This is a genomic window from Pseudocnuella soli, from assembly GCF_004347775.1.
Lineage (GTDB): Bacteria > Bacteroidota > Bacteroidia > Chitinophagales > Chitinophagaceae > Flavisolibacter > Flavisolibacter aquaticus.
The window spans coordinates 2,429,140-2,442,545 of sequence record NZ_CP037755.1; the positions used below are offsets into that span (position 1 = coordinate 2,429,140).

Here is a 13,406-nt window from a genome sequence, read left to right on the forward strand (position 1 = left end):
GTATGTAGTCTGTAGTTCGGAGTTGTTTTTGAGGCCAGCTTTAGTGGTACTATTTAGCCTCGGTTGCGTCGCACACTTGTACTGCAGGCACGCTGTGCAGCCATCCTGAACCATCCTTTTTTAATCCTGCAAATCACTGGTTACATGAATATCAGAAGAAAATTAAGGTCGCATGCCGAGGTGCACACCGGCCCGCTCAACGATATCTTGTTCATCCTGCTGCTGTTCTTTCTGATTGCGGCAACGCTGGCCAACCCCAATGTCATCAAGCTATCGCAGCCCAAGGCTAAAAGCGATACCAAGGCAAAGCAAACGGTGGTCGTTTCCATTGATGCCAACAAAGTGTATTATGTGGGTACCAACCGCGTGGAAGGCGACAGTGCCATGAAAGCCGCACTGATGCCGCTGCTCCACCGCGATACCTTGCAGGAACCCACCATTGTGATCAACGCCGATAAAACAGTGCCGCTGGAATATGTTGTTGGTGTGATGCGCCTGGGCCGCGAACTCAATGCCCGCACCGTGCTCGCCGTTGACCGTAATGCGCAGTAATAGGAATGATCTTTGATCAAATAATTAGCTCATACACTATTCCGCTGTCATGCCGAACTGGTTTCGGCATCTCCTGCATTACTTTAAAACTCCGCATTTGAAGGGGATGCCGAAACAAGTTCGGCATGACGACACTAATGATAATTTGATTTTTTATCCTAGCTAAACTAAAAAGCCTGCAACAGATTTAATGTTGCAGGCTTTTTAGTTTAGTGCTGCTTATTTATTGAAATGCCCAAAATGCCACAACACACCCGAGGGGTCATGTAAAAAACATTCCTGTCCCCAGCTTTCCTTGCGAACGGGCACCAGCTGTACACCAGGATATTTATTGGCAAGATTTAAGGAATTCAATTCATCATAATACCGCTCAGCATCATCTACTTCCAAAAAGATCATCGTGTTGTCGATCCATTCCTGCATATAATAATCTTGCAGGTAGAAGCCCAATGCACCAGTTACAAACAAAGACATGTTGGGCGAAATCACCCGTTCTTCAAAACCAATGTCGCGGTAAAAACTACGGGACACTTCAAAATCTTTTGCGCCAATAAACGGCCTTATGGAGCGGGCATCATGTTTCATTTGCTTGTTGTTTTTATGCAGTTTAATGTCGGAATAATTTTTAATACAACTATTGTTTGCGCATTCGCTTAGGCCCGTACCACAGCCAAAAACCGGTGACGGTAAATATCATCAACGCGACGCCCATGATCGTGGTATAAATCAATTTGAACGCGTCGTTGCTGGTGTTGAAATAATAATCGAGGATGGAGCCATCGTGGATCTTTTCAATCAGGTCCGACCATCTTTTTTCAATGTGCAGCAGCTCGCCGGTGGCACCATCCAGTTGCACGCCGAGAAAATCATCGACGAAAATAAATTTCACCATGCCCTTGTCTTGCCGCACATCTATGCGGTCCAGTTCCAGCGAAAGGTCTTTCGATACCGAATCGTGCAGCACACGGCAGGCAATGGTGTGCAAGCTATCCATGGGCAGCCAATCTTTCAGGTTGGTAGAAGTGCCTTTGTAAGATTTTGCCTGGATCATCCCGCCGCTGTTTTTTTTCCATCCCAACAAAATGGTGGTGATGGAAACAATGGCGAAGAAAACAAAAAGAAGCACACCGGTTTGCCGGTGCAACTGGCGAAACAGCCGGAGCACTTTTGCCTGCTGCTGGCGCTTGTTCGATTGGGTCATTACAATGATGCTTGGATTGAGGTTGTGCCGTTCGGCCAAAGTAACAACTAAATGCGCATCATGCAGATGTGCACTGTCAATGTCGATTGCAGGTTTGTAAAATCATTAAGACGTTGCGTGCTTTTTTGACACGCATTTATGCTTCGTCACTTAATACGTTTGCAACTTTATTGCGCCTTATTCACCGATAATAGTTTTCCCATCGAATTTAATGCCGACGATATGATTTCACCATCCGGTCTTTTCCCTGCATGTCTTTGCGCAGCTCTGTGGTAAACCCTGCGTTTTCAAATAAGGCACAAACATCGGCGCCTAATTCTTCATGAATTTCCAGGTAAACAGCGCCGTTTTTATAAAGGCGTTCGGTGGCAAACTGCAGGATGGCTTTGTAAAAAAGCAGTGCGTCGTCATTCGGGACAAAAAGGGCCATGTGCGGCTCATGCTCCACCACGTTACGCGGCATGGCTGCACTTTCTCCAGCCGGTATATAAGGCGGGTTACTAACAATTATATCCACCGTCGGTAGTTGGTGGCGCTGCGCTGCATCCAAAAAATCCAACGCAACAAAATCTACACGAATGTCCAGTTCCGCGCCATTGCGGCGGGCAACAGTCAGCGCAGCGTCGCTTGCATCGCAAGCCCACACTTCTGCCAGCGGCAGTCTGCGCTTTAGGGCCAGCGCAATGCAGCCACTGCCGGTGCCCACATCCAGAATCTTTAGCATGTTCGTTTGGTCGGCTTGCGCAGTGCCGTGCTGCAACACCGGTGCCCCGGACGCTGTTACATCCCGCACAATCCAGTAGACCAATTCTTCGGTTTCGGGCCTTGGTATCAGCACGGCGCTATTTACATACAGTTTAAAATCATAGAACCAGGCTTCCTCCAGCACATATTGTATTGGCTCGTGTTGCATCAGCCGATGGTGAATTTCCGCGAGGCGTTGTGCTTGTTGTCCGGGCAGATACTCGTTTCGGCGCAACCGTCTGTTTGCGTCGTTCCAGCCGGTAAGGTGTTCCATCACCATGGCCGCCATCTTCGGGGCTTCCACTTCGCCGTAAGTGGGCTGCAATTCGTTTTCCAGCCACGTTGCTGCTGCTGCTATCGTCATGGTTTTGATGTAATATGTTTTAGGTGGTGCATGGTCCACTGCAATTTTGTTAGTGCTGCAATTCTGGGCCAAAGCAACTACATTCTTGTTACTTTTGGCGCCGCACATGGAAACTGTTCACCATCAATACATGTACCGCTGTTTGCAACTGGCCGCACTGGGCCGCGGCAACGTGGCGCCCAACCCCATGGTAGGCGCGGTGCTGGTACACCGTGGGCGCATCATTGGCGAGGGCTGGCACCAGCAATCGGGCGGACCGCATGCTGAAGTAGCCTGCGTGGCGTCGGTGGCGGTTGCCGACCGGCACCTGGTAAAAGACGCCACCATGTATGTATCGCTGGAGCCCTGTGCCCATTGGGGCAAAACGCCGCCTTGCGCCGACCTGATTGTGCGGGAGCAAATCAAAACAGTAGTGGTGGGTTGCCGCGATCCGTTTCCGCTGGTGGCGGGCAAAGGCATTGAAAAATTAAGAGCGGCAGGAGTGGAGGTGATAACCGGTGTGTTGGAACAGGAGTGCATTGCCCTAAACGTTCGCTTTTTCCTATTTCACACACAACGGCGGCCCTACATTGTTTTAAAATGGGCACAAACCGGCGATGGTAACATCAGCGCTGGCGAAGGACGGCGGCTAAAGATCAGCAACGCTTTTTCCGATCGGCTGGTGCACAAGTGGCGTTCTGAAGAAGCCGCCATATTGGTGGGCACCAACACAGCCCGCACTGATAACCCGGAGCTGACCACCAGGCTCTGGCCGGGCCATAACCCGCTGCGGCTTGTTGTTGACTTGGATGGCAAATTGCCCGAAAGCCTTAAGCTATTTGATAGGACTGTTTCGACGATCGTTTTTAACCGGTTGCAACACACCATACAAAGCCCCGATGTTTGGCGTAAAACGGCAGGAGTTTATTATTTCAAAATTGAAGATGGCGGTCCGTTGGTGCAACAAATGGGTGATGCCTTGTATCAATTAGGTGTGCAAAGTGTGCTGGTGGAAGGCGGAGCTCAAATGTTGCAATCCTTTATTGACGCAGGTTTGTGGGATGAAGCAAGAATAATCACTAACGAAGCCTTAATGGCGGCTGGCGGCGTAGCGGCACCTGTTTTAAAAAACCATCAATTTACAACAATGGAGCAACTGGACGGGGACACCATCCGCTATTATACACACCAACAGCCGCAACAAACCTGATATTTTACTGAAGCCAAGACCAACTCATTTTGTACCCATTTTCCTGATCAACTAAACATCCTACCTTTTGCTGTACCTGTTCCTGGCTATTTTTTTTAATGCATACCTCATTGTCGCGCTAAAAGCAGTGGAGCGGTTTCGTATTCCTGTGTTGCAAGCCATTGTTTTTAATTACATCACTTGCGTGGTTACCGGAACCATTGTCAATGGGGCTTTTCCCATTACTGCCGCAGCACCCGAATACTCCTGGTTTTGGTGGGCGGTGCTGATGGGCACGCTGTTTATTTCACTATTCAATTTAATTGGGTTTACCGCGCAGCGCATTTCGGTTTCGGTGGCATCGGTAGCCAACAAATTATCCTTGGTCATCCCGTTTGCGTTTTCAATTTACCTGTATGGCGAAGCCGCATCGGCGCTAAAAATTATTGGGTTGATCATTGCGCTGGTTGCCGTTGTGGCCACTTGCATGCCTTCGGCAAAAGAAGGTGATCGCGCCACAGCGCGGCTTTCGCCTGCCCTTAGGTTATTGGTGCCGGCGGTATTGTTTGCGGGCTCAGGCCTGCTCGATACATTGATTAAATACGTGGAGCAAAATTTTTTGAATAGCACTAACAGTGATGCCTACCTGATTACTTCTTTTGCTACGGCAGCGGCGATTGGTTCACTTGTGTTAATCGGGTTGGTACTGAGCGGCAAACAAAAATTTGTACCATCCAGTGTTATTGCCGGTGTGCTCATCGGCATTCCCAATTATTTTTCCATCTGGGGCCTGGTGAAAGTGCTGCAGTTGTATCCCGGCAATTCATCGGCCATCATTCCCATCAACAACATGGGCATCATACTCGTGAGCACCCTGGCGGCATTTCTCCTGTTCCGCGAACGGCTTTCAACCATCAACCGCGTTGGCATTGCGCTGACGGTTGTTTCTATTGCCCTCATTGCTTTTGGGTAACTTGCAGCGGGTTAAGTTTAAGGTTTAAATTTAATGTTAGTCGGTACAAATGAGCCGCTCATTCGACTTTATAAAACCCATCCTTAAACCTTAGACTTTAAACATTAAACGCATACATGACGCATTTTTATACCATAGAAAAACCATCTGTAGCAGAATATAAAGACCGTGGCAGCCGCTTTTTAGCGTATGCCTTTCCCATACAAACGGTGGATGATTTTAAAAAGCGCATCCGGGAAATAAAAGAAGAACATCCGAAAGCCGTGCATCACTGTTTTGCTTACCGCATCGGCACCGATGGCAACAACTTTCGCGCTGGCGATGATGGCGAACCTGCGGGCTCGGCAGGCAAACCCATTTTAAATGTGCTGGATAGTAAAACCCTTACCAATACTGCAGTGGTGGTGGTGCGATATTTTGGCGGCACGCTGCTGGGTGTGCCCGGCTTGATCAATGCCTATAAAACCACCACATCATTGGCGCTGCAACTCACACCCATCGTACAAAAGCCGGTGTTGGAAACCTACAGCCTGCATTTTTCATACGATGGCATGAACGAAGTAATGACCGTGGTGAAACGTTTTAATTGCGTGGTGTTGCAAAACGAAATGCAGTTGTTTTGCCACCTGGTAGTCGGCGTGCCCAAGGCAGAGGAGGAGCGATTTTTAGAAAAAATGCAGGACCACCACAATGTTGAAGTAAAGAAAGGCAGTCAATAAATCGAACATGACCAGCACAAAAAAACCGGCACTGTTGCCGGTTTTTTTGTTGCGTTTTATGATGCACTATCGACTTCACGATCATCAATAATCATTGTTCTTTTCCTTATCGTTTTTGTTGCCAAACACCCTGCGGAAAATGCCTTTCTTTTCTTTTTTTTCTTCTGGTTTAGCTTCGCCAATTCTAGGTGCGCCTTTCTTGGCTGTGTCTTTTTTCGGGGTGTTGTTTGCAGGGCGCTGGCGGTTGTCTTCGTCCTGCACCGGCCGCGATTCTGGGCGCATAAAATCATACGAAGTATCCAGTCCAAAATCATCGGCGCCACCCGCACCCATGTCTTCACCTTCAGCTCCGGGAGGCGGTGCGTTCGGGATAACTTCCATGATATCGGCCGTGGAAATTTCATTTTCCAGGTCGGCAGGTTTTACAAAAGTTGCTTTTTGATCAATGCCCAAAGATTTATCGGCATATACTTTTTTAAAGAACGCTTCCCAAATGGGCCGTGCTGCCTGGCCGCCATAACCCAATCCACTTTCAATTCGGATAAAACGATCGTCGCAACCAATCCACGAGCCTGCCAGCAGTTGCGGCGTGTAGCCCATATACCAGGCATCGGAGTTTTCGTTGGTGGTACCCGTTTTGCCGCCCATTTCGGCTGCGCCTAACCGATACATCAGGCCTGCTGCGGTTCCTTTCGTTACCGGGCCTTCCATCATTTTCGCCATTTTATACGCGGTTACTTCGCTCACCACTTCCTTGCGGTTTTGGCTATAATCAAAACGCTTCAAAACGTTGCCGTTGCGGTCTTCAATGCGGGAGATAATGGTAGGCTTGGTGCTGAAACCACGGCCTGGAAAAATGGTGTAACCCCACATCATCTCGAACAGTGAAAGATCGCAGGAGCCCAACGCAATGGAAGGGTAGGGGTCAACCTTGGTGGGAATATTAAGGCGTTCCAAAAAGTTGGCAAATTGTGCCGGGCCCACCTGCTTCATGATGTAGGCGGTGGCACAGTTGCGGCTCCATGCCAGTGCCGATGCCATTGTAACGGTACGGCCTGTACAGGTTTTGCCCGTTGCGGGCACCAGCCCCAGCGAGCCAAATGATTGCTGCACATCCTGCACCGGCGTTTCCATATCCATACCGCGTTCTTCCATTGCCTGGCAATACAGGAGCGGCTTGATGGTAGAACCCACCTGGCGCTTGGTTTTAATATTGGCGTGGTCGAATTTGTATGTTTTAAAATCAATACCGCCCACCCATGCTTTTACCTCGCCGGTAACGGGGTCCATCACCATGAACGAAGTTTGCAACATCTGGCGATGGTATTTGATCGAGTCCATCGGCGTCATCACCGTGTCGGCTTCGCGTTTGGCATTCCATGCAAAAATGCGCATCGGCGTTTTTACATTAAATGCTTTGCGGATTTCTTCATCCGATGCGCCGTCTTCTTTCATGTTTTTCCAGCGGTCGCTTTTTTGCATGGCTGCGTCCAGCACATTCTGGTGGCCGTTCCACACTTTGCCGCTCCGGATATTGCCCTGCCGGTTCAGCGCCTTTTGCAGTTGCGGCATTTGCTGCGCCACTGCTTCTTCGGCATAGTCCTGCATCTTGGGGTTGATGGTGGTGTAAATCTTCAGGCCATCATCGTAAATATCGTACTCGTCGCCGTCGGTGTTGGTCATGCCTTTCAGCGCAGCCCGCACTTCATCTTTCAGCACTTCGCGGAAGTACGGCGCATAACCGGTGTTTTCGTCCAGCTTGCGGTAATTCAATACAATCGGGGTAGCACTCAGTTTGTCAAATTCGGCCGGTGTGATGTACTTGCTTTTTACCATCTGGTTCAGCACCACATCGCGCCGCTCCTTTGCCCGTACGGGAAATACCCGTGGGTTGTAGAGGTAATTTCCTTTCAGCATGCCAATCAGAACGGCGGCTTCCTCGGGGTTGAGGCGGTCTGGTTCTTTTTGAAAAAAGGTACGCGCCGCGTTGCGGATGCCGTACACGTTATCACCGTAGGGCACGGCATTGAGGTATAATGAAATGATTTCTTCTTTGGTAAAATTGCGCTCCAGCCGAAGGGCCACAATGTATTCCTTCAGCTTTTCCATGATGCGCTCCGTAAGGTTCTTGCTACCCTGGTCGAGCAGCGTTTTCGCTAACTGCTGCGAAATGGTGGAACCACCGCCTTCCTTACCCAACAACACCACGGCCCGCATGGTTGATTTTACATCAATACCGGCATGGTCGTAAAAGCGTTCGTCTTCGGTAGCAATCAGCGCATTGATCACGTGTTTCGAAATGTCGCGGTAAGCTACATTGCTGCGGTTGCCCCGTTCGCGGTAGTATTTTCCCATGAGCGTGCCGTCGGCAGCATACACCTCGGAAGATTGTAGTATGCTGGGGTTTTCCAGCTCTTTCAGCGAGGGCAATTTGCCAAACACACCCGCCATGGCCAGGATCACAATAAGGGCAAATACGCCAAGAACGCCAAACAGGATGCGCCAGAAAACCAGCACGGCAGTACTGGATTTTGGTTTTGCCTTTGCTTTGGCCTTGGCCTTAGGTTTCGTATTCATATAAAGTAGGTGAATGCTTTAAAAAATCGTTCCGCTACTGCACAACGCCTCAAAGCTAAATAATAGTCTAAAGAAAGTGGGAAAAGTCGGAAGTCCGCAGTCAGAAGTCCGAAGATTAAGAAAAATGTTCTCCCGTCTTCCGACTTCTGACTGCGGACTTCCGACGTTCCTAAAACTTCACCGGCGTCGTTTCCAAAAATTGCTGGTAGCCTTTCAGGTCGGGGGTGGCTTTAAGCCGTTCGAGGTTGCCTTCGGAAATAACGGTAAACGAAAACTTATCAGATTTCAGCCAGGGCACAATCTGGCCCGCTGCAACCGGTTTGGTTTCCTGCACATAATTAATGGCACCCAGCACATCGGGGAAAGCGCCAATGAGGAGCAGTTTATTTTCGCCATCCAGCGGCAGCAATTGCACGGCAGCCGCGGTGCCCGAGCTTTGGCCGCGGTTAAACCGGTCAAATGCCGTGCGGGCCTCATTGCTGAAAATATTATCCACCTTATTCAGGATCACCACGGCATAGTGCGGTTTATCGGCTTCGTACAGGTAGCCATAACTTTCCTGTTTAGGCAGTGCTACTTTTTGGCCCGAAGCTGTTGTGCCCAAACCATTGGCTTTTGCTGCCGTGTTTGCGGCAGTTTGGGCTCTTGCCGTATCGCGGCGTACGGAGGGCAATTGCGGCTCAGGCTCGGCGGGTGGCGGCGTTGGCACCACCACCTGTGCTACCGGCGGCTGCGCCACTGGTTTTTGCTCCGCTTTTTTGGGCTCTTCCACTTTGGGTTGTGGTTTCGTCTCGGCAACTTTTGCCACCGGCGGCGCCACGGCCTGAACGGTATCTTTCACTGGTGGCGGTGCTGGCTGCTCCACCACGGGTTTGGCCGCTTGCCGTACCACAATAGCTTGTTCCTCGTCTTTCATGCGCTCTACGTTCATGTTGCGCAGCTCGTCTTCAATTTGTTTGCGGCGCGCAAGCACTTCCATAAGGTTGGCTGCTTTCTTAGCAATCGGCGCTTCGGGGTCCTGTTGCACCAGCCTGTTTAAGATATCTGTCGCGGTGCTGTCTTCTACTTGTTTGATGTGGTATACCGCCTCGATATACAGCAATTGCGGGTTCCAGTAATTGGTTTGGTAAGTGCTGTCGGCAATCTGCTTCGCCCTTTTTGCTTCGCTAAAACGGCCTTCCAAAAACATGTCGTACACCGCTTCATAATCTTTGGTGCTTTCCGCGGTGGGGCGTTTTGCATCGGGGTTAATGCCTGTTTGCAGCGTTTGTGCCGGCTTGCTCTGCGGGTGTTTTTGCAGCAATTGCTGTTTTGCTTCGGCGGCAGCCGAACTATTGCCGGTTTGTAGCTGCGCAAAATGCAGCTGGTACAGCGCATCGGGCATCATGGGACTGTCCGGGAAACGGCGGCGCAATTCCTCAAGCGCTGCAATAGCCGAAGGATAGTCCTCAATATCATTAATGTATACAAGCGCAGAACCCATTAGGGCACCGCGGATAGAATCATTTGATGCTGTAATCTGATCCGGTGTAAGCGGTAAGGAATTCAACAGCGTTTCCGTAGTAATCGCACCGCCACCCACGGCATCGGCCGATGCAAGCGGGTTGGCGCGGGTGTTTCCCGGCATGTTGTTGCCCAACTGGGCCACCGCATTCGAAGCCCTGCGCCAGTTGTCCACGTTGGGCCGGTTGCCCCACACTTGCTTAAAGGTGGCTGCACCGGAAGTGCGGGTGCTTTGGTTATAAAAATACCATTCTCCTTTTGTTTGGGTGCGGAACGCATCGGTCAGTGCATCGGCATCACGCATGGCACCACCGGTGGAGGCCACTGGCGCATTTTCGTCTTCGGCTAAACCACGCTGGCGGCGCAGCTGACGGGCCAGCTTTTTCAGGTAATCGGTGCGTTCGTCCTCGGGGAGGGCTGCAATGCGCTGCAGGCTATCCTGCCGCTGCACGGTAGATAATTGCGGCAGTAGTTTGCCCAAATAGCCTTTGCGTTCGGTGGCCCGGGCTGCATCCTCCGAGCTTATTTGCGATAGGTCGAGGCTGTCGTAAAATGCAGCCGCGTCAACGTATTGTCTTTGCTGGTAGGAAAGATCAGCAAGGGTTAAAAAGTTGGCATTGCGGGTGGCAGGATTATTCTGTGCCGCTTTTGTAGCCTTCAGCATATAAGCCCTTGCCGCGGCGGGATCATTGCGCTCTAGCTCCATCCTGGCCATCATAGCATAAATCACATCGCGCTGCTCCTGGAATTTTTCGCGGCGCACCATTTTTTCCAGTTCCGCAATGTTTTTGGCAATATAATCTTCACCGCCTTCTTTGTTGCTGCGCACCAGTGCCAGCCTTGCCCAGATGTCGAGCACCGGGTCGGGGGTATGGCCGATGGCTTTGTCGTAAAATTCGCGGGCCATTTCGCTCCGCCCCGACAGGTCATACAACTGGCCGATCAGGTACTCCCAGCGAGCCCGTTCTGCATTGTTCTGCGCGTTGGGCAGCGCGGCCGAAAGATGGTGTGCGGCACTGTCCCAAATGGCTTGTTTATAAAACCAAAATCCCTGCACTTCGGCCAGGTGGGGCAACAGCCGGTCGGGAAAAGCAGGATCTTGCCGCAGCGCGGCCAGTAAACTTCCGGCTTCGGAAAAAGCGCCCTGCTCCGTGAGGGTGCGCACCTGCCAGATAAAAGCGTTGTTGCGGCTGGGCGGATCAGTGGTGAGGCGTTTGAAAAAAGATTCGTCTTCGCTGGTAACAATATTTTGTGCATTGCCGCCATCCATGCGGCTGCCGATGTAGCGGTAATAGCCGTCTTTTTCTTTGGGTGCAAATGCGTGGTTGATGAACTGGAACATGCGCCGTGCCGAATCGTACTCTTGTTGCAGCAAATATGCGGCACCCCAAAGTAGGTATAGGTCGTCGATCCAGTCGTTGCGCAGGTCGTGCATTACAATGCCTGTTTTGGCCTTGTAAATGATCGAGTCGAGCTGGGTTTCGTCCTGCTTGGTGGCTTCCAGTGAATAATTGTAGTACGGGAGCAGCTTGCTGAAATCGTCGCGGTTGGCCTGCTTGGCGCGGGACAACACTTCGTTCAGCTTGTTGTTGGCATTGAAAAAGTAATTGTAGTGGGTATAGGTGTTTTGAAAAAAACGACGGCGGGCCGTAAATTTTTTCTTGCCGCTTTTTTCGGCTTTGAGCAGCCGGTTTTGGTACGGCTCTGGCTTTTTGATTTCCAGGTCAAAGCCTTTTTGGGCCAGCGTGGGCAATGAAACGGTTACAAAGGATATCAGGAAAAGGAGTCGGAATACGTACATCAGGATCGCGATCTAATGTGTAATAACTTAAAAAAGGCAAATTTAGTATAGTAGGATAAGGAAATAAGTAAATCTAGGCCATTGGGTGAACGGGGCAGGCCGTTACCGATTGAAACGCGGTGGGCGGCAACAGATTGGATGCACTGTTCGCTGTCCTTCTTACCTTAGCCGCAAAATCTGCTGCATGGCCAAACTCGATGCCGGAACAACCCTCAGGCGGTTGCGCAACCGCTACCGGCTGGTAGTAATGAACGATGATACGTACGAAGAGGTGGTGACCTTTCACATGTCGCGCCTCAGCGTGTATATTGGCATGAGCACCATCATTGTGGTACTGGTGAGCTTTACGGTGGGCCTGGTGGTGTTTACCCCGCTTAAATATTATATTCCGGGTTATGGCAGTGCCCGCATTGGCCGCGAATACCGCGAACTAAAATACCTGACCGACTCGCTGGAAAAAGAAGTTTTTGAACAGGCGCAATATATTCAAAGCGTAAAAAGCGTGCTGGACGGCAGCGTGGAGCTAAAACGCGACACGACGAAGTTGGAGTTGCCGCCGGATGAATATGATAATAAGTAAAAAATCAAAAGTAAGAAGTCAAAATTCTAATCAGCGAACGCCCACTTTTTGAATTTTGAATTTTGACTTCTTCCTACTGCATAATCAACTTTATATTCTTCCTCAGGCTTTGTTTCAGGTTTTGCTTTAGCACCTGTCCCATGGTGTTGCAGCGGCTAAAGCGGTCGGTAAAATGCATGCTGTTGAGTTGAGCCTTCAGGGATTCGATTTTTTCCGGTTTCGATAATTCTTCCCGTACCATCAGGTTCATCAGGTCGAGCATGCGCCGCCGCGAGGAAAACAGGCGGAACGCCATCAGCGTACGTTCTTCCATCCGGTATTGTTCAATTGAGTCCTTATTCAGGTATTGCTGCACCAGCTCCACATAGGGCAGGTTTTCTTTAAAAAACTGCGGCCGGTACAGGTTTGCGCGGCCTTCGTAGCACTGCTGGTCAAAATCGATGGGGCGCAGCCGGTATTGAAAATCTTCGATGTCGGGGGTAATGTCCACCACATAGTTATAGCTGCGCATATCACCCAACAGGCGCACAAAACACCGTTCGTTAAACTTGACCAACTCTTTGGCTAGGCGAATTTTGTTGCTGGTGCTGGTGTTGTGGAAATAATCTTTTACAAACAGGTCGCCGGGGATGCCGGCAATGTGCTCCTCCACCATAGTGCCCGGCCCGGCCAGAAACTTCATGCGGTGCGGCGATAATATATGCTCCAGTTCGAGGCCGTACACGCGGGAGGCATCTTCTTTTTTAATGTAAAAATAATCAGCGTTGTCGTTGAACCGGTTGACGATGCGTACTCTAAAGGGATTGGAATTACCAAAGGGGCAGTAATCGATGCGGGCCACACGGAGGTGTTTGGTAAATGTGAAATCGCCTTCGGTTTTAAGCAGTGCGTATAATTTGATGAGATCTTGCTGCAGCTCCTCCCAACTCCGCAGGTCGTAATGCGCTTCTTCCCAAAGCGTATCCACACCGTTCTTGTCTAATAGCGGCGTGGAATAGGAAATGCGCTCCATATCGGCATAGGTTACCGGCAGCGGAATATCGCGACCCCATTTTTTGAGGTAACCGCGCAAGGGTTTTTGTACGGGGTAAAATGGTTTTTTGCACGAGGGTTTGATGGAAGTCGTTTCAAGCATGGGCGCAAGGTACCCAGCGAGCCGGGCGGCACGATTGACCTGAGTCAAGCAGGAAAGGGAGATTGGTTAGGTGAATTTTTTATAATAAA

11 protein-coding genes are annotated in these 13,406 nt (G+C 50.4%); 5 read left to right on the top strand and 6 right to left on the bottom strand.

The window, feature by feature from the left end; translation table 11 throughout:
- Nucleotides 1-144: 144 nt before the first annotated feature.
- Nucleotides 145-552 (top strand): ExbD/TolR family protein, encoded by a 408-nt coding sequence (locus EPD17_RS09985; protein WP_114236924.1) that lies wholly within the window; start codon nucleotides 145-147, stop codon nucleotides 550-552.
- A 219-nt stretch (nucleotides 553-771) separates the two neighbouring features.
- Here EPD17_RS09985 and EPD17_RS09990 read toward each other — a convergent pair whose 3' ends face one another.
- The 3 genes from EPD17_RS09990 to prmC form a co-directional block, all read right to left on the bottom strand.
- Nucleotides 772-1,137 (bottom strand): VOC family protein, encoded by a 366-nt coding sequence (locus tag EPD17_RS09990; protein WP_132053868.1) that lies wholly within the window; start codon nucleotides 1,135-1,137, stop codon nucleotides 772-774.
- Nucleotides 1,138-1,186: 49 nt separating this feature from the next.
- Entirely contained in the window at nucleotides 1,187-1,792 is a 606-nt protein-coding gene (locus EPD17_RS09995) for a PepSY-associated TM helix domain-containing protein (RefSeq protein ID WP_204743124.1), read from the bottom strand.
- A 169-nt stretch (nucleotides 1,793-1,961) separates the two neighbouring features.
- Nucleotides 1,962-2,900 (bottom strand): peptide chain release factor N(5)-glutamine methyltransferase, encoded by a 939-nt coding sequence (gene prmC / locus EPD17_RS10000; RefSeq protein ID WP_165929586.1) that lies wholly within the window; start codon nucleotides 2,898-2,900, stop codon nucleotides 1,962-1,964.
- Nucleotides 2,901-2,967: 67 nt separating this feature from the next.
- Here prmC and ribD point away from each other — a divergent pair, with 67 nt between their 5' ends.
- The 3 genes from ribD to EPD17_RS10015 all read left to right on the top strand — a co-directional run bounded on the left by ribD (nucleotide 2,968) and on the right by EPD17_RS10015 (nucleotide 5,721).
- Nucleotides 2,968-4,050: a bifunctional diaminohydroxyphosphoribosylaminopyrimidine deaminase/5-amino-6-(5-phosphoribosylamino)uracil reductase RibD gene (gene ribD / locus EPD17_RS10005; protein WP_240040587.1), complete on the top strand. Its 1,083-nt coding sequence runs from the start codon at nucleotides 2,968-2,970 to the stop codon at nucleotides 4,048-4,050.
- 67 nt (nucleotides 4,051-4,117) lie between these two features.
- Nucleotides 4,118-5,002: an EamA/RhaT family transporter gene (locus EPD17_RS10010; RefSeq protein ID WP_132053872.1), complete on the top strand. Its 885-nt coding sequence runs from the start codon at nucleotides 4,118-4,120 to the stop codon at nucleotides 5,000-5,002.
- Between the two features lie 116 nt (nucleotides 5,003-5,118).
- On the top strand, nucleotides 5,119-5,721 hold the full coding sequence (locus EPD17_RS10015; RefSeq protein ID WP_132053874.1) for a YigZ family protein: 603 nt from the start codon (nucleotides 5,119-5,121) through the stop codon (nucleotides 5,719-5,721).
- 84 nt (nucleotides 5,722-5,805) lie between these two features.
- Here EPD17_RS10015 and EPD17_RS10020 read toward each other — a convergent pair whose 3' ends face one another.
- Nucleotides 5,806-8,298: a penicillin-binding protein 1A gene (locus EPD17_RS10020; protein ID WP_114236855.1), complete on the bottom strand. Its 2,493-nt coding sequence runs from the start codon at nucleotides 8,296-8,298 to the stop codon at nucleotides 5,806-5,808.
- A gap of 169 nt (nucleotides 8,299-8,467) precedes the next feature.
- A complete protein-coding gene (gene porW, locus EPD17_RS10025) occupies nucleotides 8,468-11,602 on the bottom strand; it encodes a type IX secretion system periplasmic lipoprotein PorW/SprE (RefSeq protein ID WP_132053876.1) in 3,135 nt (1,044 codons plus the stop codon).
- A gap of 184 nt (nucleotides 11,603-11,786) precedes the next feature.
- On the opposite strand from porW, the gene EPD17_RS10030 reads away from it, so the two are divergent.
- Complete coding sequence (locus EPD17_RS10030; protein ID WP_132053878.1) at nucleotides 11,787-12,182, top strand: hypothetical protein; 396 nt, start codon at nucleotides 11,787-11,789, stop codon at nucleotides 12,180-12,182.
- A gap of 73 nt (nucleotides 12,183-12,255) precedes the next feature.
- Here EPD17_RS10030 and EPD17_RS10035 read toward each other — a convergent pair whose 3' ends face one another.
- Nucleotides 12,256-13,317 carry a hypothetical protein gene (locus EPD17_RS10035; protein WP_132053880.1) on the bottom strand — a complete coding sequence of 354 codons (1,062 nt, stop codon included), beginning with the start codon at nucleotides 13,315-13,317 and terminating at the stop codon, nucleotides 12,256-12,258.
- Nucleotides 13,318-13,406 lie beyond the last annotated feature (89 nt).